17 protein-coding genes and 4 tRNA genes are annotated in these 21,734 nt (G+C 41.9%); 2 read left to right on the top strand and 19 right to left on the bottom strand.

All coding sequences use genetic code 11. The features are described from left to right. Positions 1 to 163: 163 nt before the first annotated feature. The gene (locus L0657_RS15500) at positions 164 to 1,732 is read right to left on the bottom strand and encodes a glycoside hydrolase family 43 protein (protein WP_235151696.1); all 1,569 of its coding nucleotides are present in this window, start codon (positions 1,730 to 1,732) and stop codon (positions 164 to 166) included. Between the two features lie 79 nt (positions 1,733 to 1,811). On the opposite strand from L0657_RS15500, the gene nfi reads away from it, so the two are divergent. Continuing rightward, a complete protein-coding gene (gene nfi, locus L0657_RS15495; RefSeq protein ID WP_235151695.1) occupies positions 1,812 to 2,612 on the top strand; it encodes a deoxyribonuclease V in 801 nt (266 codons plus the stop codon). Here nfi and L0657_RS15490 read toward each other — a convergent pair. From L0657_RS15490 to L0657_RS15405, 18 genes are all read right to left on the bottom strand, one after another. Continuing rightward, positions 2,604 to 3,692, bottom strand: coding sequence for a glutaminyl-peptide cyclotransferase (locus L0657_RS15490; protein ID WP_235151694.1), 1,089 nt, complete (start codon positions 3,690 to 3,692; stop codon positions 2,604 to 2,606). The genes nfi and L0657_RS15490 overlap by 9 nt on opposite strands. A 175-nt stretch (positions 3,693 to 3,867) precedes the next feature. Then, positions 3,868 to 4,197: a DUF3467 domain-containing protein gene (locus tag L0657_RS15485; protein WP_235151693.1), complete on the bottom strand. Its 330-nt coding sequence runs from the start codon at positions 4,195 to 4,197 to the stop codon at positions 3,868 to 3,870. Positions 4,198 to 4,350: 153 nt separating this feature from the next. Beyond that, positions 4,351 to 8,673, bottom strand: a complete 4,323-nt coding sequence (rpoC, locus tag L0657_RS15480; protein WP_235151692.1) for a DNA-directed RNA polymerase subunit beta' — start codon at positions 8,671 to 8,673, stop codon at positions 4,351 to 4,353. Between the two features lie 93 nt (positions 8,674 to 8,766). Next, positions 8,767 to 12,630 (bottom strand): DNA-directed RNA polymerase subunit beta, encoded by a 3,864-nt coding sequence (gene rpoB / locus L0657_RS15475; protein WP_235151691.1) that lies wholly within the window; start codon positions 12,628 to 12,630, stop codon positions 8,767 to 8,769. A 333-nt stretch (positions 12,631 to 12,963) separates the two neighbouring features. Beyond that, positions 12,964 to 13,344, bottom strand: a complete 381-nt coding sequence (gene rplL / locus L0657_RS15470; protein WP_235151690.1) for a 50S ribosomal protein L7/L12 — start codon at positions 13,342 to 13,344, stop codon at positions 12,964 to 12,966. A 96-nt stretch (positions 13,345 to 13,440) separates the two neighbouring features. After that, positions 13,441 to 13,971, bottom strand: coding sequence for a 50S ribosomal protein L10 (gene rplJ / locus L0657_RS15465; RefSeq protein ID WP_235151689.1), 531 nt, complete (start codon positions 13,969 to 13,971; stop codon positions 13,441 to 13,443). A 1-nt stretch (position 13,972) separates the two neighbouring features. Further along, positions 13,973 to 14,671, bottom strand: a complete 699-nt coding sequence (gene rplA, locus L0657_RS15460) for a 50S ribosomal protein L1 (protein WP_235151688.1) — start codon at positions 14,669 to 14,671, stop codon at positions 13,973 to 13,975. A 33-nt stretch (positions 14,672 to 14,704) separates the two neighbouring features. Then, the gene (rplK, locus tag L0657_RS15455; protein ID WP_090339956.1) at positions 14,705 to 15,154 is read right to left on the bottom strand and encodes a 50S ribosomal protein L11; all 450 of its coding nucleotides are present in this window, start codon (positions 15,152 to 15,154) and stop codon (positions 14,705 to 14,707) included. 79 nt (positions 15,155 to 15,233) lie between these two features. After that, positions 15,234 to 15,788, bottom strand: coding sequence for a transcription termination/antitermination protein NusG (gene nusG, locus L0657_RS15450; RefSeq protein WP_159469231.1), 555 nt, complete (start codon positions 15,786 to 15,788; stop codon positions 15,234 to 15,236). 32 nt (positions 15,789 to 15,820) lie between these two features. Next, complete coding sequence (gene secE, locus L0657_RS15445) at positions 15,821 to 16,012, bottom strand: preprotein translocase subunit SecE (protein WP_090340809.1); 192 nt, start codon at positions 16,010 to 16,012, stop codon at positions 15,821 to 15,823. Positions 16,013 to 16,030: 18 nt separating this feature from the next. Beyond that, positions 16,031 to 16,101 (bottom strand) — tRNA-Trp (locus L0657_RS15440). Between the two features lie 101 nt (positions 16,102 to 16,202). After that, entirely contained in the window at positions 16,203 to 17,390 is a 1,188-nt protein-coding gene (gene tuf, locus L0657_RS15435; protein ID WP_235151687.1) for an elongation factor Tu, read from the bottom strand. 186 nt (positions 17,391 to 17,576) lie between these two features. Beyond that, positions 17,577 to 17,648, bottom strand: a tRNA-Thr gene (locus L0657_RS15430). A 140-nt stretch (positions 17,649 to 17,788) separates the two neighbouring features. Next, positions 17,789 to 17,861, bottom strand: a tRNA-Gly gene (locus L0657_RS15425). A gap of 58 nt (positions 17,862 to 17,919) precedes the next feature. Next, positions 17,920 to 18,002: transfer RNA gene (locus L0657_RS15420), tRNA-Tyr, on the bottom strand. Between the two features lie 165 nt (positions 18,003 to 18,167). After that, positions 18,168 to 19,277, bottom strand: a complete 1,110-nt coding sequence (locus L0657_RS15415; protein WP_235151686.1) for an outer membrane beta-barrel protein — start codon at positions 19,275 to 19,277, stop codon at positions 18,168 to 18,170. A 19-nt stretch (positions 19,278 to 19,296) separates the two neighbouring features. Beyond that, entirely contained in the window at positions 19,297 to 20,097 is an 801-nt protein-coding gene (locus tag L0657_RS15410; RefSeq protein ID WP_235151685.1) for a hypothetical protein, read from the bottom strand. Further along, entirely contained in the window at positions 20,078 to 20,668 is a 591-nt protein-coding gene (locus L0657_RS15405) for an RNA polymerase sigma factor (protein WP_235151684.1), read from the bottom strand. The genes L0657_RS15410 and L0657_RS15405 overlap by 20 nt, the downstream gene beginning before the upstream one ends. Before the next feature lie 251 nt (positions 20,669 to 20,919). On the opposite strand from L0657_RS15405, the gene murI reads away from it, so the two are divergent. After that, on the top strand, positions 20,920 to 21,729 hold the full coding sequence (gene murI, locus L0657_RS15400) for a glutamate racemase (RefSeq protein ID WP_235151683.1): 810 nt from the start codon (positions 20,920 to 20,922) through the stop codon (positions 21,727 to 21,729). Positions 21,730 to 21,734: the final 5 nt, after the last annotated feature.

Genomic DNA, 21,734 nt, shown 5'->3' with positions numbered 1-21,734 from the left:
TACTATCCGGAACATTTGTTCCAAAATATTTATTAAATACAATCTTGTTAGTAAAACAATTAATTTTCGGTATTCGTGCGTCAACTTGAATAATTATGACTAACCTCAGGGATAGTTACTTATAGCGTAATGGAGTTGGGAAAGATGCAAAAACTCATCAGCCTTAATCATACTTCATTTGAACGGCTTTGATCTCACCTTTGCCCGCCTTGTTTCCTGCAACATTAATTCCCACACGAGGCGCTCTGTCCCAACGGGGCAACCACGGCGCTTCTATTTTTACAGAATTGGTCAGAGAATCAATTTTCTGTCCTTTCACATCCCAGCTAAATTCGTATAAACTGCCGTAACGTGTTTTTAATTTCAGCTTGATGTCTTTATATTTTTCAGGAATTTCCTGTTTATTGATCACTTCAACCACACCGTCTTTAATCTGCCAAAGTTCAACATGATCCTTCCGAACGCCATAACCGACGGCATTATTCGCATCTCCATATATGATAATATTCTGAGTCAGATCATTTTTAGAAATCACCTCTGCCGAAAAAGTGAAATTGCCCTTTTTGACCGTTAATCCAAGAAAATTTCCCGTGTTTGTGTGGTTATTGTTTTCAATCTGAAGTGATCCGTTCTGCACTGTATATTCTGGTTTTGGAAAACTGACATCATAAACCCACGGAGCCTTCAGCGTATCCTTATCATAATTGATGAGCAGATTGGAATTGATTACAGCACTCGTTCCGATAGGAGCTTCTGCTTGTGCCGGCGGCGTTTTTCCGTAACGAAAAGCAGGCCATTTTGAGGCTTCGTCCCAAATAAGCTCGCTAAGAATTCCTTGTCTGCCTGAAAAAGTAAAATCTACACCATTGTAAGCATGATGTAAATAAAAATAACGGTTATCCGGCGTTACAACGACGGTTCCGTGCCCGGGACATTTCCAGGTATCGTCGCCGAACAGAACGGGATTTCCCGAATATTTTGTCCAAGGGCCCTGCAATTTCTCTGCTCTGGCAAAGCCGACCTGATAGTCACATTTATCACCACAGCAAGCGTTTCCCGAATAAAGCATATACCAGAAATTCCCCCTTTTAAAAATTGCCTGCCCCTCTGCCCCACCCGATTCCCATCCGGCAGGATCTGCTTTTATCAAACTAAACTCTTTGCCAATAACTTTCAAACCATCAGGTGATAGCTCAGCACCAAGAATTTCTATACCTCTGTCCTTATCCAGCCCGTATGCTTTCCAGGTAATAAATAATTTCCCTTTATCTTCTACGATAAAAGCATCGATAGCTTCTTTCGTCCACTCAATAATGACACCCTGATCGTTGAAACCCTGTTTTAAATTTTTTGTAGTTGCGACGCCGATAAAAGACTGTCTGTCTGATTTGCGGCGGGCGGTATAATAGACGAAGAAAGTACCGTTACGATAAAACAATTCCGGCGCCCAGAAACTGCCCATCGTCCATTCTGGTAATTCAGCAAAGACAGGGCCAACGTATTCCCAGTCAACCAGATTTTTGGAACTATAAATGGGATATGCCGGTCCCCATTCTGACGAAGTGCCGACTGCATAATAGGTATCTCCCACACGTATCACGGACGGGTCTGCAAAATCACCGGAAATAACCGGGTTCCGATAAGTGACTACTGGCCCCGGATTTAGCTTCTGAGCAACTACGTTTCCGATCAGCGTAATTGATATTAAAAATATTATTGAAAGAATTTTCATTCGGGTTAGGATTGATTGGTCGGCTAAGGAAGCAATTTATTTTAATATAAGACAGACGATCGCAGGTTAATTTCGTAATATGTTCAATCGCCGGGAACTGGTAACTTGTCAGATAGAGATGTGGAATGAGTTTTGTAATTCATGCATCCTAAATGACAGCATGATGGAAGAGGACGATTTAAATTACGATGAACTTAATCTGGCAGAAGCCAAAGCAATACAATCGGAACTTAGAGAAAGAATAATTATCGAACCTTTAACGAAACCAATTCAGACCATTGCCGGCGCTGATATTTCTTTAAACAGGTTTAGTGAAGTAATTTTTGCAGGAATTGTTGTACTAAGTTATCCGGATTTACAGCCCATTGCATACTCGATGGTAGAGAGCAAAACACGTTTTCCGTACATTCCCGGATTTTTGGCATTTCGGGAGGTCCCAGCTTTGGTGCAAGCATTTGATCAAATGCCGGTAAAACCTGATGTAATTATGGTTGACGGCCATGGTATCGCCCATCCCAGGAAAATGGGAATTGCCGCTCACTTCGGGGCAATAACGGGAGCTACAACGATGGGCTGCGCTAAAAATATTTTGTTCGGAAAATGGCAGGAACCAGGACTTCAAAAAGGGGATTTTTCTCCCATCATGACGAAGGACGAAATAATCGGTTATGCCTTCCGATCCAAATTTAAGACAAATCCGGTTTTTGTTTCCCCAGGCAATAAAATGGATTTGCAGGACAGTCTGGATATCATGCAGCATTGTTCAGGCAGTTATCGGTTGCCTGAGCCAACGCGTCGCGCACATGATTTTGTCAACCTATTTCGAACAGGAAAATTAGAAGCCGGCTATCATGAATTAACCCCACAATTATTATTTTGAAGCTATTGTTTTTTGGGACTTTTTTGCGGCACCAGACACTTTAATTTTAAACAAAGTCGGCCAGTTTTTTCCTGTTATATAAAAAGCATTTTCCAAGGCCTGAAAAGCGATTCCGTTTAAAACACTGGATCCGGTCTGATCAACTTCGGCCGGAATTATTTTCTTCATGTCCATACTGCCAACAACTTTTCCGGAGGAAAGATCAATCTGAATTATTTTGTCAGTTTCCCAGATATTAGCGAAAACATAACCGTCGACATATTCCAATTCATTTATTTTCAAAACCGGACCTTTGTCGTCATAAACTTCCAACTCGCCTGTTTTTTTAAACTCTGCGTCGAAGTAATATAGTTTGTTAGAACCATCTCCCATGATGATACTGGAATCGGTATGCGTCATCCCCCAGCCCTGGGTGTAATATGTGAAAGTTTTATCCAGTGTAAAATCCATATTATATCTAAAACCTACACCGGTCGTCCAGGTGAGCTGATAAATTTTATCTTTAAAAATGGTCAAACCTTCTCCGAAATACTGATCGGTAAGCGGCACTGATTTCAGCGTAGCTCCTGTTTTTAAATCGATTTTTAGTAAAAGGGATTTTCCATTCTCACCGGTACTTTCATACAATTCACCTTTATAAAATTCAAGTCCTTCTGTAAAACTTGTTTTCTGGTGTGGGTATGAAGATAACACGGAGTAAGTAAGCTCTTTGGGTGTGATGTCTGACAAGAGTTCTACGGATAAAGTGTCAGCAAATGTTTCTTTGCTTTTCGTAGTACCACTCACAATCAGTTGCTTCCACCCGGTTTTTTCAGAGACTGCACTTACGAAAACAGAATCAGAAACTAATTTGGTATCAGGAACCAACACACCATTCCATTTTACTTCAATTTGAGAAACAGGCTGGGAAAATCCGATTGCTATGGAATCGCCGATAGTGAATCTTGTTCTGGCCAATACTGCTGTTGCTGGTTTTTGTTCAGTTTCCGGATTTCTCTCCGTTTTCTTCTCTTGCTTACAAGAAAATACAGCAAGGCTTATTAATAGAATAAAAAGAAAATGCGTGTTACGGGTATTCATAAAAGGTGTTTTACAATTCTACTGCAATATCCGCAAAAAGGCTAAAACCATTTCTTCTTTGTTGGGATAAAAAATAATTATTGAATTGAAATGGCTGAATCAACCGCATTATAACAAGAAATCCTGCCGCCAAAGTATTCGAGCAGCAGGATTTAAACAAAAAATTATTTACTTATCAGGCTTCTCCGCCCGGTCCTCCGAAACTGATTGGAAAGTTGAAGGACGGATCAGCGTCGTGATTGCTTTGGATCGGACCATATTGATCCTCGTATTTTTCAATATTGTCGTTCAGTGCAGCAACCAAACGCTTGGCATGCTCAGGGGTGATGATTATTCGCGCCTTCACTTTTGCACGAGGTACTCCCGGCATCAGACGAATAAAGTCCAGTATAAATTCGCTGTTTGAATGAGCGATCATGGCAAGATTAGAATATACACCCTCGGCCATATCTTCCGAAAGTTCTACATTGATCTGCTGCTCGGTTTCTTTGTTGTTATCTTCCATCGTCAAGTTTTCGGTAGTTATTCAGGTGCTGGATAATTACTTATGATTTTCACAGGTTTCAAAGGTGGAAATTACTAAAATAATATGTATCTAAAAACAAAGAGTCGGTTCCGCTTGCACAGAACCGACTCTTTTATTCTATTAAAATTCCGACTAAACTAATTCACGTTTTTTACGTGATTGTTTTTCGCGGGATTCAGCTAAGGCATCATATTCTTCTTTCGAACCAACAAGGATGTCTATGTATTTACGCATACCTGTACCGGCCGGGATCAAATGACCAACGATCACGTTTTCTTTCAGACCTTTCAGTTCGTCACGTTTTCCACGTACAGCAGCCTCAGACAATACTTTGGTTGTTTCCTGGAACGAAGCCGCAGAAACAAAACTCTCAGTACCTAACGAAGCTTGTGTGATACCCATCAAAGTAGGTTTCGCCACAGCTGCCTGTGCATCACGAGCAGTCACCAATTTAAGGTCACGACGTTTTAAGCTTGAATTCTCATCACGCAGACGGCGTACAGAGATAATCATACCTGGTTTCAGTGTTTCGGAGCTACCAGCTTCCTCAACCACTTTCATGTCAAGAATCTTATCATTTTCTTCACGGAACACAACTCGGTCAACCGCTTGCATTTCCAGGAAGTTAGTATCACCTGCATCAAGGATTTCAACTTTCTGCATCATCTGGCGTACGATACACTCGATATGCTTGTCATTGATCTTCACACCTTGCAGACGATATACCTCCTGAATTTCATTCACAAGATATTCCTGAACTGCTGTTGGCCCTTTGATAGACAAGATATCAGCTGGTGTGATCGCTCCATCCGATAACGGATCACCTGCTTTCACGAAGTCACCATCCTGTACAAGAATGTGTTTCGAAAGAGCAACCATATAGCGGCGTTGTGTACCATCTCTTGATTCGATATGAATCTCACGGTTACCACGTTTAACACCACCATAAGCAACTACACCGTCAATTTCAGAAACTGTTGCGGGGTTTGATGGGTTACGTGCTTCGAATAATTCCGTTACACGCGGCAGACCTCCCGTAATATCGCGGGTTTTTCCAACCACACGTGGGATTTTTGCCAAAGGCTGACCAGCTTTGATATTCGCACCAGCCTTCACAACCAAACGAGCTCCAACCGGAAGGTTATAACCTTTTTCACCCTGATCTTTCAACAACGTGCTCTTCCCTTTCACCACGATAGCCGGGTTTTTGGTTTTATCACGTGTTTCAATAATAACTGATTCCTGGAAACCTGTTTGCTCATCAAATTCTTCACGGTAAGTAATTCCTTCTTCAATAGCGTCGAAAGAAACAACACCAGTGAATTCAGAAAGGATAACTGCGTGATATGGATCCCAAGTACAAAGCTCCTGTCCTTTCGTTACCTTGTCGCCATCTTTTACAAGAAGCTGAGCACCGTAAGGAACGTTATTAGAGATTAGCAACTGACCAGTTTCAAGGTTAACGATTTTTACCTCACCTGAACGGCCCATTACCACTGTAATCGGATCTCCGTCATTATTTACAGAATCAACCAGACGAAGTTCTTCAAACTGAATTGTTCCGTCAAACTTCGCTTTGATGTTGGCATCAACAGAAATGTTGGATGCCGTACCACCCACGTGGAAAGTACGAAGTGTAAGCTGCGTACCTGGCTCACCAATTGACTGCGATGCAATTACACCCACAGCTTCACCGATGTTAACCATGTAAGCCGAAGCAAGAGAACGTCCGTAACATTTCGCACAAACACCATTACGCGTTTCGCAAGTAAGTACAGAGCGGATTTCTACGCTTTCGATACTAGTTTCATCAATGTAGTTAGCAATCTCTTCTGTGATTTCCTGACCAGATGTAAGGATAATTTCTCCTGACAAAGGATCAAAAACATCATGTACACTAACACGGCCCAAAATACGCTCAGAAAGTGGTTCAACGATATCTTCGTTGTCTTTCAAAGCAGAGATTGCAATACCACGAAGCGAACCACAGTCGTTTTCAACTACTACAACATCCTGCGCAACATCATGTAAACGACGGGTCAGGTAACCTGCATCCGCTGTTTTCAAGGCTGTATCCGCAAGACCTTTACGCGCACCGTGCGTTGAGATAAAGTATTCCAAAACGTCAAGACCTTCTTTAAAGTTAGAAAGAATTGGGTTTTCAATAATTTCACCTGCTCCACCAGCCATGTTTTTCTGAGGCTTGGCCATAAGACCCCTCATTCCACCCAGCTGACGAATTTGTTCACGGGAACCACGTGCACCGGAGTGCATCATCATATAGATGGAGTTAAATCCACCCTGATCTGTTTCCAATTGCTTCATCAACGTTTCTGTGATACGTGAGTTCACACGTGTCCAGATGTCGATAACCTGGTTGTAACGTTCGTTTTCAGTGATAAGACCCATCAAGTAGTTACTCCAGACGTTTTCAACGTCTATTTTCGCCTGCTCGATCAGTTTTACTTTTTCGTCTGGTACCATTACATCATTAAGCCCCATTGACAAACCACCTTTAAAGGCCATTTGGAAACCGAGTTCTTTGATCTCATCCAGGAATTGCGCCGTACGGGCAACACCTGCAAGTTTGAATACCAAACCGATGATCTGCTGTAATTTTTTCTTGGTAAGCAATTCATTAATATAACCTACCTCAGCTGGAACCGCCTGGTTGAACAGGATACGGCCGGCAACTGTGTCGACTAATTTAATTTCAAAGGTTCCGTCATCGTTACGTACACGCAGACGGCATTTGATATTGGCATGCTTAGAAAGTTTGCCTTCGTTGATCGCGATGATAACTTCATCAGGACCGTAGAAAATCATTCCTTCACCAATAATTGGATACTCAGGAGTACTTACACGACCTTTTGTTACATAATACAGACCCAAAACCATGTCTTGTGAGGGTACCGTAATCGGTGCACCATTCGCAGGGTTAAGGATGTTATGAGAAGAAAGCATCAACATCGAAGCTTCCAAAACGGCTTCCTGACCCAATGGCACGTGAACGGCCATCTGGTCACCGTCAAAGTCAGCGTTGAATGCAGTACACACCAATGGGTGCAACTGGATCGCTTTTCCTTCGATCAACTTAGGTTGGAACGCCTGGATACCTAAACGGTGAAGCGTTGGAGCACGGTTTAGAAGAACAGGGTGTCCTTTCAAAACGTTTTCCAAAATATCCCAAATCACAGGATCCTTACGATCTACGATTTTCTTAGCTGATTTTACAGTTTTAACAATTCCGCGCTCGATAAGCTTGCGAATGATAAACGGCTTGAATAATTCAGCAGCCATATCTTTCGGCAAACCACACTCATGCAGTTTCAATTCCGGTCCTACAACAATTACAGAACGACCAGAATAATCGACACGCTTTCCGAGTAAGTTTTGACGGAAACGTCCTTGCTTACCTTTAAGCATATCAGAAAGTGATTTCAAAGCACGGTTCCCTTCAGAACGTACTGCGTTCACTTTACGGCTGTTATCAAAAAGCGAATCAACCGCTTCCTGCAACATACGTTTTTCGTTACGTAAGATTACCTCAGGCGCTTTGATCTCGATCAAACGTTTCAGACGATTGTTACGAATGATAACGCGGCGATACAAGTCATTTAAGTCAGAAGTCGCAAAACGACCACCATCAAGAGGTACAAGCGGACGAAGTTCTGGTGGAATTACCGGAACCATTTTGATCACCATCCATTCCGGGCGGTTTTCAACACGAGTATTTGCATCACGGAAAGCTTCAACAACTTTCAGACGTTTAAGCGCTTCCGCTTTACGTTGCTGAGAAGTATCTGTTGCAGCCTGGTGACGAAGTTCGTATGAAAGCTCATCCAGTTTGATACGGTTCAAAAGCATTTCCAGCGCATCAGCACCCATCTTCGCGATAAACTTATTTGGATCCGTGTCAGGAAGCAATTGGTTTTCACGAGGAAGTTTGTCAACGATGTCAAGATATTCGTCTTCTGTAAGGAAGTCAAGGTAGCTAACGCCATCTTCTTCTTTAACACCCGCCTGAACTACGGCATATCGCTCGTAGTAAATGATCTGATCCAGTTTTTTGGTAGACAATCCCAGCAAATAACCGATTTTGTTCGGTAAGCTACGGAAGTACCAGATGTGTGCAACAGGAACCACAAGTTCAATGTGTCCCATACGCTCACGACGTACCTTTTTCTCAGTAACTTCTACACCGCAACGGTCGCAGATGATACCTTTATAACGGATACGTTTGTATTTTCCACAATGACATTCCCAGTCCTTCACAGGACCGAAAATACGCTCACAGAACAAACCACCCATTTCCGGCTTATAAGTCCGGTAGTTGATAGTTTCAGGCTGGGTTACTTCACCGAATGAACTTTCCAGTATCGATTCAGGTGATGCCAGACTGATTGTCATTCTGGAAAAATCACTATTTAGTTTTTTGTTCTTTTTGAAAGACATAATTAAAGAGTCGTTTGTCTGTTAGTCGAAACTCAATTTGTATTGCATTTCTAAGCAGAGCGACATTACTGACGCTCTGCTTACGACTAAAAATTAGTCCAGCGTAATTTCCAATGCCAATCCACGAAGCTCGTGAACAAGTACATTGAATGACTCCGGAATATTAGGTTTCGGAAGGTTTTCACCTTTTACGATAGCTTCGTATGCTTTGGCACGACCCACTACATCATCCGATTTCACGGTAAGGATTTCCTGAAGAATGTGAGATGCACCGAATGCTTCAAGTGCCCACACTTCCATTTCTCCAAAACGCTGACCCCCAAACTGAGCCTTACCACCCAATGGCTGTTGTGTAATAAGCGAGTATGGTCCAATCGAACGTGCGTGCATTTTATCGTCAACCAAGTGACCCAGTTTCATCATGTACATAAGTCCAACTGTAACTGGCTGGTCAAAACGTTCTCCGCTAAGTCCGTTGTATAGATAAGTACGTCCCCAATCCGGCAAACCAGCTTCTTTCAATTCAGCCGCAACTTCTGCTTCCGTAGCTCCATCGAAGATCGGAGTAGCATAGCGACGACCAAGTTTAAGACCTGCCCATGCAAGAATTGTTTCGTAAATCTGACCGATGTTCATACGAGAAGGTACCCCAAGTGGGTTCAACACGATGTTCATTGGCGTTCCGTCTTCAAGGAAAGGCATATCTTCATCACGTACGATACGGGCAACTACCCCTTTGTTACCGTGACGACCCGCCATTTTATCCCCTACTTTCAATTTACGTTTCTTAGCGATATATACTTTCGCAAGTTTCACGATACCGGCAGGAAGTTCATCTCCAACTTCAAGAGCGAAACGGTCACGTTTGAAACGGCCCATCAACTCGCTGCGAGCGTTAAGATAATTCTTCAATGCAAGAGAAACCTGACGGTTTGTATGCGCATCCTCAGTCCATGAATCAGTTAATACGTCACCGATTAAGTTTACTTCCTCAACCACTGCATACTGGCTTTCATCACGGTATGGGTTGTTTGCTGGGAACAAATTCTCAGAGATATTTCTCACGTTGAATTTCATTCCTTTGCTGATCAACTCATCACCAAATTTATGCTTAACGCCCTGACTTGTTTTACCATCAGTCAAAGAAACCAATTTCTCAATAATACGTCCGCGAAGTGCTGTCAAGTCACGGCCATATTTCTTCATAAGTAACTTCAACTCGTCTTTGTGCTTAGCACGCTCTTCTTTCGTAGGACGAGAGAAAAGTTTAGTATCAATAACAACACCTTTCATAGATGGTGGTGCTTTTTTCGAAGCATCCTTCACATCACCAGCTTTGTCACCAAAGATCGCACGAAGAAGTTTTTCTTCCGGAGTTGGATCTGACTCACCTTTTGGAGTGATCTTACCAATCAAAATATCTCCTTCTTTTACTTCAGTACCAACTTGTACGATACCGTTTTCATCAAGGTTTTTAACAGTTTCCTCACTTACGTTAGGAATTTCAGCAGTAAGTTCTTCTTCTCCACGTTTCGTATCACGAACTTCCAATTCAAATTCTTCAATGTGAATAGAAGTAAAGATATCATCACGAACTACTTTCTCCGAGATTACAATCGCATCCTCAAAGTTGTATCCCTGCCAAGGCATGAACGCAACCAAAAGGTTACGACCCAAAGCAAGTTCTCCACCTTCTGTACCATATCCCTGGCATAATGCTTCACCTTTTGAAACTTTCTGGCCTTTAAGAACCATTGGTTGAAGATTTAAGCAAGTATCCTGATTGGTACGACGGAATTTAACAAGATCGTAAGATACGCTGTCTTCGATAAAGCTAACAAGACGCTCTTCATCTGTTCTTTCGTAGCGAACAACAATTTTAGTTGCATCCACATACTCAATCACACCGTCACCCTCAGCTACTACCAATGCACGTGAATCCATCGCAACACGTTTTTCAAGGCCCGTTCCAACGATTGGCGCTTGTGGGCGCAACAATGGAACACCCTGACGCTGCATGTTAGATCCCATCAAGGCACGGTTGGCATCATCGTGTTCGAGGAAAGGAATAAGAGAAGCTGCTACCGATACAATCTGGTTAGCGGCAACGTCCATATAAGAAGCCTGAGAAGGATCAACCATCGGGAAGTCACCTTCAAAACGCGTCTTGATTTTGTCTACCGTAAAGTTTCCTTCTCCATCAACTGAGGCGTTAGCCTGCGCGATGTATTTGGAATCTTCTTCTTCGGCAGTCATGTATATAAGCTCGTTCGTCAATTTACCTGAACCATCGATTACGCGGTATGGAGTTTCGATGAAACCCATTCCGTTAACTTTGGCAAATACGCAAAGAGATGATATCAAACCAATGTTCGGTCCTTCCGGAGTTTCGATTGTACACAGACGACCGTAGTGGGTGTAGTGAACGTCACGAACCTCGAAACCTGCTCTTTCACGAGAAAGACCACCAGGTCCAAGCGCAGACATACGTCTTTTGTGAGTAATCTCAGCCAATGGATTTGTTTGATCCATGAACTGTGATAACTGGTTGGTACCAAAGAAAGAGTTGATAACAGAAGAAAGCGTACGCGCGTTGATCAAATCAACAGGCTTGAAATCTTCGTTATCACGTACGTTCATACGTTCTTTTATGGTACGGGCCATACGAGCCAAACCTACACCGAACTGTGCGTAAAGCTGTTCACCAACAGTACGAACACGACGGTTTGACAAGTGGTCAATATCATCGACAACTGCTTTCGCATTGATCAAACCGATCAAATACTTGACGATTGAAACGATATCACCTGTTGTCAGAACGCGAACGTCAAGACTTGTATCAGAACCCAGTTTTTTGTTGATACGATAACGACCAACATCTCCAAGGTCATAACGTTTATCACTGAAGAACAAACTTTGGATTACATCTCTGGCAGTTTGTTCATCTGGTGCCTCTGCGTTACGAAGCTGGCGGTAAATTTGCTCAACAGCCTCTTTATCAGAGTTTGAGCTATCTTTTTGCAGCGTATTATAAATGATATTATAATCCGCAACATTCATGTCTTCTTTGTGAAGGATCACTGACTTCTGGCCAGATTCCACAATAACTTCGATATCCTCAGGAGTGATTGTTGAATCACGCTCTAACAATACTTCGTTACGCTGGATAGAAACTACCTCACCGGTATCTTCATCCACGAAATCTTCTGTCCAGGTGCGAAGAACTCTCGCAGCCAAACGACGGCCAACAGCTTTTTTCAAGTTTGTAGGTGTCGCTCCGATTTCCTCAGAAAGTCCGAAGAGATCAAGAATATCCTTGTCAGAACCAAAACCGATGGCTCTTAATAGCGTAGTAACCGGGAATTTCTTCTTACGGTCAATATATGCATACATGACATTATTCACGTCAGTTGAGAATTCAATCCATGAACCCTTAAACGGAATAATACGTGCAGAATATAATTTAGAACCGTTTGTGTGCTTGCTCATTGAGAAGAACACACCCGGCGAACGGTGTAACTGAGAAACAATAACACGTTCAGCACCATTGATCACAAACGAACCTCGGTCCGTCATGTAAGGGATATTTCCTAAAAATACCTCTTGTTCAATGGTTTCAAATTCTTCATGATCAGCATCATTACATATCAAACGTAATTTTGCTTTTAGTGGAACTGCATAAGTCAATCCACGATCAATAGATTCATCAACAGAATACTTTGGTGGCTCTAATAAATAATCGATAAATTCGAGCACGAAGTTGTCGCGAGAATCGGCAATAGGAAAGTTTTCAGCGAAAACTTTGTACAATCCTTCGTCAGAACGATCTTCTACTGATGTATCAAGACTGAAGAAATCCCGGAATGATTGTACCTGGATTCCCAACAGATCCGGATAATCAATGATTTGATTGATCCTGGAGAAATTAATTCTGGGAGTTGCTTTAATTGTAGCCAAGGCTATGTCTGATTTGGGTTAGTAGAACGAAAACAAAGCGACGTGTAACAAGTTACAACACGCAATCGTACTAATTAGTTTAAAACCTTAATCGTTTGCCTCGTAGGAAAAAAAGAATAACGGCCCCTGTTCTTCTTTTCTACGAGTAAAGAAGTGTTTCAGACCAATTATCCGGAAGGAGAATTAGATTTACCAGAAATAAAATTTATTCCCGGCCATACATACCAAACGACAAGAAGTAAAATTTGTTTGGTCTACATGCAAAATAGGAAAAGACCTGACGAATGTCAGGCCTTGTTCCCAAGATTTTATTGATGATTGGTATAAAGCAAATTACTTCACTTCAACTTCAGCACCAGCTTCTTCAAGTTGTTTTTTCAAAGCTTCTGCTTCGTCCTTAGCAACTCCTTCTTTAACTGGTTTCGGTGCACCGTCAACAAGTTCTTTTGCTTCTTTAAGTCCAAGACCTGTAAGGTCTTTAACCAATTTCACAACAGCTAGTTTACTAGCACCTGCTGCTTTCAAAATTACATCAAAAGACGTTTTCTCTTCAACTACCGGAGCGTCACCGCCACCAGCTGGACCTGCAACCATAACTGCACCTGCAGCTGCTGGTTCGATACCATATTCGTCTTTAAGAATTGCAGCCAATTCGTTCACTTCTTTAACCGTAAGGTTAACAAGCTGTTCCGCGAAAGCTTTCAAATCTGCCATTTTTATTTTTGATTTTGTGATTATACAAATAGATGAATTTTTGAGCTCAATATTATCTCTGACCCGCTGAGCTCAACCGGGCAGATATTCAATAAATTAGTCTTCTTTCTCAGATAAAGTCTTAAGAATACCAGCCAATTTGTTGCCACCGCTCGAAAGAGCCGAGATAACGTTTTTGGCAGGAGATTGCAACAGACCGATAATCTCTCCAACCATCTCTTGTTTAGATTTAAGAGCGATCAGAACGTCAAGCTGGCTTTCACCAACAAAAACAGATGAATCAACAGAAGCTCCTTTAAATTTAAGCTTGTCACTACCTGCTTTTTTCTTGAATTCTTTAATCAGCTGTGCAGGAACTTTACCTGACTCCGGGTGAAACATTACTCCGGAAAAACCTTTCAAAACTGTGTCGAAAGAAGAATAATCCGTATCTAGTGTTTCTAATGCTTTTCTAATCAGAGTATTCTTTACAACACGATACTCGATACCGCGCTCGAAGCACAGGCCTCTAAGTACGTTAACCTCACTTACAGTCATTCCTGCAGCACTGGTGATATAGAAGTATGGCGTGTTCGAGAATTTCTGACTTAGCTCGTCAATAATTACTGCTTTCTCTTCCCGTGTCATATTATAATCCTGGAATCGTGTTTTTGTCAATAGTCACACCCGGGCTCATCGTAGACGACAAGTGAATGCTTTTTACGTAAGTACCCTTTGCCGACGAAGGCTTAAGGCGGATCAAGGTGTTAATAACCTCAGTCGCATTCTGTGCAAGTTGGTCTGGTCCAAAAGAAACCTTTCCTACGCTGGCGTGAATGATTCCTGATTTGTCAACCTTGAAATCAATTTTACCTGCTTTAACTTCTTTCACAGCTTTAGCTACATCTGGTGTAACTGTACCTGATTTAGGGTTTGGCATCAGACCACGAGGACCCAATACTTTACCTAACTTACCAACTTTTGCCATTACACTAGGCATTGTGATAATCACGTCGATGTCAGTCCAGCCTTGTTCTATCTTTGTGATAAACTCGTCAAGACCAACGAAATCTGCTCCTGCTTCTTTCGCTTCGGCTTCCTTATCAGGCGTACACAAAACCAATACACGAACATCCTTTCCGGTTCCGTGTGGCAATGTTACCACGCCACGTACCATTTGATCAGCTTTACGAGGATCAACGCCCAAACGAACGTCAATATCAACAGATGAATCAAATTTAGTATAAGAAATCGTCTTCAGGACCTCCGCAGCTTGTTCCAAGGTATAAGCCTGGGTTGCGTCGTATTTCGAAAGAGCGTCTTTTTGCTTTTTGGTCAATTTTCCCATGTTCTTTGTTTCTTTAGCGTAATTAAACTACGCTTAGTTGTTTTCTTCCCACGGGGCTTTGCCAGCTACGGTAATACCCATACTACGAGCCGTTCCCGCGATCATTTTCATAGCAGAATCAATTGTAAAGCAGTTTAGATCAGGCATTTTAGTCTCAGCGATCGTACGAACCTGATCCCAAGTAACTGAACCAACTTTAAGACGGTTTGGCTGAGCCGAACCAACTTTTACTTTTGATGCTTCCAGAAGAAGATTTGCGGCCGGGGGAGTCTTAATGACGAAGTCAAAAGACTTATCCTTGTAGTACGTAATAACTACCGGCAATACCACACCAGGTTTATCCTGAGTACGGCCATTGAATTGCTTACAAAACTCCATGATATTCAAACCTTTCGAACCTAATGCCGGCCCGATTGGAGGTGAAGGGTTGGCTGAGCCACCTTTTACCTGTAGTTTGACGTATCCACCTATTTCTTTTGCCATTGTTTTGGAATTTGTGCGGTTCACTGATTAATTAAACGGCTTACATGCAAGTGGAAGCTTACCCTGCCCGTTCTTTCAATCAATTATCCTTTTCTACTTGTGCGTAACTTAATTCAACGGGTGTATTACGCCCGAATATTTTTACAACTACATTGAGTTTTTTCTTCTCATCAAATACTTCTTCCACCAAACCGATGAATCCACTAAAAGGACCATCTACCACTTTAACAGTTTCACCTTTCATGAACGACATGTTCGGTGCTTCTTCGTGGTGTTCAGCTTCGTCTACTCTTCCTAAAATCCGGTTAATTTCTGCCTGACGCAGCGGCACCGGTACTTTGGAATTTCCCTGAGCATTTCCCAGAAATCCGATTACTCCTGGAATACTTGTTATAATGTGCAAAACCTCACCTTTTGACAGATCGGCGGAAATGATAATGTATCCCGGGAAAAAGTTCTTTTCCCTAACCCGCTTCTTTCCATTACGCATTTCATATATCTTCTCAGAAGGAATAAGAATCTGCGGAACGAATTCTGTGAGTTTCTGCCGTGTTATTTCATTTTCAATATAGGACTTGATCTTTTTCTCTTGTCCTGACACAGCACGCAATACAAACCAATTTAATCCACTCATACCATTCAGGGGGTGTCGCTAAAAAAAATACCTTAGAAAGACTGATAAAACAGTCTGAGTGCGTTTTCAAAGACAAAGTCCATTATCCCTACCACAAAGGCAAAAATAAGTGATCCAACAAGCACCAATGTTGTGTTCGCCTGAAGCTCGTTAAAGGGAGGCCACGTAACATGCTCGGTCATTTCTTCCCAAGATGCTTTTAGAAACGAAGTAAATTTATCCATTTTTGCTTTTTGCTTATGCACGGGTGGAGAGATTCGAACTCCCATCAACGGTTTTGGAGACCGCTATTCTACCCTTGAACTACACCCGTATTCCGTGCTAACCAATGTTTCGGGCTGCAAAGATACACTATTTTTATAAAAAACAAGTGCATTTCATCAGAAATGCACTTGTTTTTAAATCTTTCCCGACTTAGTCAAGAATTTCAGTTACCTGACCTGCACCTACGGTACGTCCACCTTCACGAATCGCGAAACGAAGACCTTTTTCCATAGCAATTTTGCTGATCAATTTCACTTCAATTGTGATGTTGTCACCTGGCATAACCATTTCAACACCAGCAGGAAGAGTGATCTCTCCAGTTACGTCCGTAGTACGGAAGTAGAACTGAGGGCGGTATTTGTTAAAGAATGGAGTGTGACGTCCACCTTCTTCTTTTGAAAGTACATAAACTTCACCTTTGAAAGATGCGTGAGGTTTAACTGAACCTGGCTTACAAATAACCATACCACGACGGATATCCTCTTTGTTAATACCACGAAGCAATAGACCTACGTTATCACCAGCTTCTCCACGGTCAAGGATTTTACGGAACATCTCAACACCAGTCACAACTGATTTAAGACCTTCTGCACCCATACCAAGAATATCAACGGCTTCACCTGAGTTGATTACTCCTCTTTCAATACGGCCAGTTGCTACAGTACCACGACCAGTGATCGAGAATACGTCTTCAACAGGCATAAGGAAAGGAAGATCAGTCATACGTGGAGGAATTGGAATGTAGCTGTCAACAGCGTCCATCAATTCTTCGATCGTTTTAACCCATTTGTCTTCACCATTCAATCCACCCAAAGCAGAACCTTGGATAACTGGAATGTTGTCTCCATCATAATCGTAGAAGCTAAGAAGCTCACGGATTTCCATTTCAACAAGTTCAAGTAGTTCAGGATCATCAACCATATCCACTTTGTTCATGAATACTACTAGTTGAGGAACACCTACCTGACGAGCCAAAAGAATGTGCTCGCGAGTTTGTGGCATAGGTCCATCAGTTGCAGCAACTACAATGATAGCTCCATCCATCTGAGCAGCACCAGTAACCATGTTCTTCACATAATCCGCGTGACCTGGACAGTCAACGTGAGCATAGTGACGGTTTGCTGTTGCGTATTCTACGTGCGATGTATTAATTGTGATACCACGTTCTTTCTCTTCAGGTGCATTATCAATTGATGAGAAATCACGCAATACTGCTAAACCCTTTTTTGCCAATACAGTTGTAATTGCCGCTGTAAGAGTAGTTTTACCGTGGTCAACGTGCCCGATAGTACCAATATTCACGTGGGGTTTCGAGCGGTCATACGTCTCTTTTGCCATGTCCTAAGTACGCTTAAAATTTGAAGTTATTACGAATTTATTAAACACTATTGATTGATCCCTTTTAGCTTACATTTACCAAGCCCTTCAAAATCAAAAAAACTAAATGCAAGGATCAAAATCTTCATTTAAACCTGACTGTTTTCAGCAGCTTTAAATTTCAGAATATTTTTAAATATTCTTCCGAGCTATTGAGGGGATTTGAACCCCTGACCTCTTCCTTACCAAGGAAGTGCTCTACCCCTGAGCTACAACAGCAAAATTTCAATATATCGAGTTGCTACGTTAAGCACCTTCGCGTGAGAAATTAATCTCAGTTTAGACCACAGCCAAAAGCGACCAGCGAAAGGGCTTCAAAATGAATGTTTTCGCTAGTCGCTTGACGTGTCTTAAAAATGAGCGAAAGACGAGGTTCGAACTCGCGACCTATAGCTTGGAAGGCTATCGCTCTACCAGCTGAGCTACTTTCGCAATTGTTATAAACCTTTCTTTATACTGGTAAACATAAAGAAAACTCTGGTTTAAACTGTGGGGGCGGATGGATTCGAACCACCGTAGGCGTACACCAGCAGATTTACAGTCTGCCCCATTTGGCCACTCTGGTACACCCCCGATCAACATTTCAATACAACCGTGAGAACCTCTTGTCTCACTTTTGGAGCTGCAAAATTATGACCTTTTTCATTAATGTCAAATACTTTATGAAAAAAATATTCAGAAAATTTTAGTGCCTGCTAGAAAAAGGATCCTAGCAGGCACTAAATCAATAACTTATATCTAAAATAATTTTATTCCAAAACTTAACATTTTCACTGACGGACCGTGATTTTTCTCATACAACTCATTCAAATCATAGTTTACGAACAAATCCGGAAATCTGCGGATGCCAAGCTCGAAGCCTAAGCCATACCGGACATCATTGGCAAAAAAGTTACGGCGATCAAAAGATTTGTCATCACTTTCCCGTTCGACAATCTTGGAATAACTCCCCAGCCTATACCCACCATAGACTCCTGCGGTGATATGTGATATAAAAGATCTGCGAAAACTTATTGTTGGCATGATTGACAGATTTACAAAAGGCAGCACGTACTTATTTTTCTGTAAATTTATCTCGTTTCCCTCGTCATTCAGCACCGGTTCAAAAATCACCATATCCTGATTTTTAATAATCTTATTATTGCCTTCAAACATCAGATTGTACCAGGAAAAATCTATCCCGAAATCAAAGCTCAACCTTGCCTTTTGGCCTCTTGCAACTGTTGTAGATGCGATATATCCCAGACTGATATACCTTGACCCAAAAGGTTTTAATTCGGGCATTTCAACCAATGTGCCTGCGGCTGTGCTTAAAGGTGTATTACTTCCATAGGTATTCAAGCCCAGGGCAATGTTAAAACCTTTCCGCGGGCTCGATCCCCAGCTTGGTACATAAGATTTTGCTGTTTGCCCTATTCTGGCAAAATTCCCATCACCATCACTCACCTCTACACTTCCGCTTTCAATCTCAACCTTCGTATCCCCGTTCCTGATACGCAGTCCCCCGCGTTTTCCAATCCGCACATAGTTTTTGTCGTCGCCCAGATCCGGCTTATTTTTCAAATAGTCGTCGCCGCTGAATTCCTCCACAATTAACGTTGTATCCTGCTGTGTACTATCCAAACGAATTTTAAGATCTTTCAGCAAAGCGTTCAAATCGTATTTCAGGATTTTCTCCAGTTCTCTTTTATTCTCTCCGTAGATGACCATTCTGGTTTTATTACCAAACCTTACAATGATCGAATCGTTCTTTATATTTTTTGTAACGGAAGAAGGGATAATGTTCTTTGCCCATAACTCTGTCAAAGACAAAAGCATAACAACGGCCAAAATGATTTTCATTTTCATGACATAATAGGGTTACCGATTAATTTTTTCTTTCACGCTTTCCTGATACTTTTCCATCATCATTAGTTCGGTCATCTGCCCTGGCAATAATACTTTTGGGATTAAAGCCTACGTCTTCCCAATCGACCGGCTCTGCTTCTCTCACATTTTTAAGCTGACGGAAAACACGTGACAAACGGGATTTTGATTTGTCTTTACCTTCGCTTTCAGGCTCCTCAACTTCGACAATAATCGTACGGTCCGGCTTTTTTTCATCGCGCTGCGCTAATTCAACTGTCTTCGGAATTACCTTTTCAGTAGAAATTGACCTTTGGATCTCCGCATTTTCTATCTTCACTTCCTCCGCTTTAACAGGCTCAATTTTAGCAATCTGAACCGGAGCTGGCTGATTTGCACTATTGATTTCAGCCTGACGTTCCGCCTTGGCCTTTATTGAAGGAGACTCCTTAACAATTTCCCGCTTTGCCAAAGTGGGCTGTTCTGAAGGCAGAGAACTTTTCGCTTCATCATTCGACAGACTTCCGCTTTCCGTTTGAATTGAATCTGCTACCTCAGCTTGCTTACTTGTAGACTTTTCGACCTTTGCAATTTCAGAACCTGCATGCATCGGAGAAGAAATGTCGTTTTGTCCCTGCCATACCAAATAACTTGTCACCAACGTCAAAACTACGCTCGCTGCCGCATACCATACCCACGCCACTATTCGCCGCGATTTCTTTTTCTGTCCTTCCTGAATTCGTTTCCAGGCGAGTTCAGATGGTTTTTTCTCCAATGAAGTGAGTCTCTTTTGGAAAAGATCATCAACCGGATGCTTTCTCATAATTCAGTTTTTTTTTGAAGTCATTTTCCCAGGCTCCCACCATTTTCTGCAACAAGGCACGTGCCCGGTGAAGCTGAGATTTCGACGTACTTTCCGTTATACCTAACAATTCTGCAATTTCGCTATGCGCATAACCTTCAATTGCATATAAATTAAAAACAGTGCGATACCCGAATGGCAACTGCTCGATCAGATCTAGCAACTCCTGTGTTTCGATATGCTGGTCGGCGTAGTTGTAATCCGGAATATTCGCCGCTTCATCAGATAAAATATCCTCAGGCATTTGCTTTCTTTTCCGTAAAAGTCCCAGCGCCTCATTTACCATAATTCTCCTGATCCACCCCTCGAAACTGCCCTCGCTATTGAACTGGTCAATTTTACCAAACACTTTCAGGAATCCCTCCACCATCACATCTTCCGCCGTCATTTCATCACCCAGATAACGAAAGCATACCCCCAGCATGCGCGGGCCATACTTTTCATACACTTGCCGCTGCGCCCTGGCGTCTTCCTGCCGGAGTGCTTTGATCAGCTGTGCTTCCTGGTTAAAAAATGATAAAATTCGACCCATTCTAATGTTGTTTCAATAGTAAGATGCAAAAGACTATTGCCGAGGTTGCATGAGGCAGGATATTTTTTAAGATTATTTTTCAAATAAAGATTCAAATGACTTCGTATACTTATAAAGACCTAACTTTCAACATTTTAATTTCGGATCTATATTAAAATTGTTATTACATAAATATATTTATCAGGATAAGAAAGATAATTACGAAGCTTCCTTTAGTTTTATAGCCGATTAGCTATTTATTCCCGATTACCATGTTCGATTCCTCAGCGCCTATTGGCATATTTGATAGCGGCATTGGCGGTATGACTGTCGCCAGCGCAGTTACCCGACTTTTGCCAAATGAAAATACCATTTATTTCGGAGATACGGCTCATTTACCTTATGGCGACAAATCCACCGCGTCCATCCAGGCATATTCTATCAAGATTTGCAATATGCTCTTACAACAAAATTGTAAGCTGATTCTGATCGCCTGCAACTCTGCGTCCGCCGCAGCATTTGAACTCGTCCGGGAGTACGTTGGCAGCAAAGCGAAAGTTCTAAATGTAATTGACCCGGTGGTTGATTATATCAAGGAGCATTATGATGGAAAAACGATCGGACTTATTGGAACGAAACAGACTGTTTTATCCAATGTCTACAAGAAAAAAGTTGATGCTTTAAATAAAAATATTCACTTAAAATCTCTTGCAACGCCGCTACTGGCTCCCATGATTGAAGAAGGTTTTTTTGATAATAATATCAGTGAAAGCATTATTGACAGCTATCTCTCAGATCCGACTCTGGAAGGAATTGAGGCACTGATTTTGGGTTGTACCCATTATCCGCTTATCAAAAACCAGATCAGTAAATATTACGAAAACGATGTTGAAATTTTGGATACTTCTGAAATTGTTGCACACTCGTTACGTGCCTGGCTTGAACAACATTATCTAGTCAACGAAAAGGGCACAGGGAAACGGCAGTTTTATGTTTCTGACTATACACTTTCTTTTGAGCAGTCAACAAACATATTTTTCGGTCAGCAAATCCAGCTTGAACATTATCCTTTGTGGGAATGATTTTT

Origin of the sequence: Dyadobacter sp. CY345 (assembly GCF_021502725.1) — a bacterium.
Lineage (GTDB): Bacteria > Bacteroidota > Bacteroidia > Cytophagales > Spirosomataceae > Dyadobacter.
This window is presented reverse-complemented; position numbering and strand designations above follow the sequence as displayed.

Bases quoted from the DNA above. Each gene is read 5' to 3' on its own strand.
- rplJ (WP_235151689.1), bottom strand. From the start codon at position 13,971: ATGACACGGGAAGAGAAAGCAGTAATTATTGACGAGCTAAGTCAGAAA.
- L0657_RS15485 (WP_235151693.1), bottom strand. From the start codon at position 4,197: ATGGAAGATAACAACAAAGAAACCGAGCAGCAGATCAATGTAGAACTT.
- L0657_RS15490 (WP_235151694.1), bottom strand. From the start codon at position 3,692: ATGAATACCCGTAACACGCATTTTCTTTTTATTCTATTAATAAGCCTT.
- nusG (WP_159469231.1), bottom strand. From the start codon at position 15,788: ATGAGTGGATTAAATTGGTTTGTATTGCGTGCTGTGTCAGGACAAGAG.
- secE (WP_090340809.1), bottom strand. From the start codon at position 16,012: ATGGATAAATTTACTTCGTTTCTAAAAGCATCTTGGGAAGAAATGACC.
- tuf (WP_235151687.1), bottom strand. From the start codon at position 17,390: ATGGCAAAAGAGACGTATGACCGCTCGAAACCCCACGTGAATATTGGT.
- rplL (WP_235151690.1), bottom strand. From the start codon at position 13,344: ATGGCAGATTTGAAAGCTTTCGCGGAACAGCTTGTTAACCTTACGGTT.
- rplK (WP_090339956.1), bottom strand. From the start codon at position 15,154: ATGGCAAAAGAAATAGGTGGATACGTCAAACTACAGGTAAAAGGTGGC.
- rplA (WP_235151688.1), bottom strand. From the start codon at position 14,671: ATGGGAAAATTGACCAAAAAGCAAAAAGACGCTCTTTCGAAATACGAC.
- rpoC (WP_235151692.1), bottom strand. From the start codon at position 8,673: ATGTCTTTCAAAAAGAACAAAAAACTAAATAGTGATTTTTCCAGAATG.
- L0657_RS15500 (WP_235151696.1), bottom strand. From the start codon at position 1,732: ATGAAAATTCTTTCAATAATATTTTTAATATCAATTACGCTGATCGGA.
- murI (WP_235151683.1), top strand. From the start codon at position 20,920: ATGTTCGATTCCTCAGCGCCTATTGGCATATTTGATAGCGGCATTGGC.
- L0657_RS15405 (WP_235151684.1), bottom strand. From the start codon at position 20,668: ATGGGTCGAATTTTATCATTTTTTAACCAGGAAGCACAGCTGATCAAA.
- nfi (WP_235151695.1), top strand. From the start codon at position 1,812: ATGTTCAATCGCCGGGAACTGGTAACTTGTCAGATAGAGATGTGGAAT.
- L0657_RS15415 (WP_235151686.1), bottom strand. From the start codon at position 19,277: ATGAAAATGAAAATCATTTTGGCCGTTGTTATGCTTTTGTCTTTGACA.
- L0657_RS15410 (WP_235151685.1), bottom strand. From the start codon at position 20,097: ATGAGAAAGCATCCGGTTGATGATCTTTTCCAAAAGAGACTCACTTCA.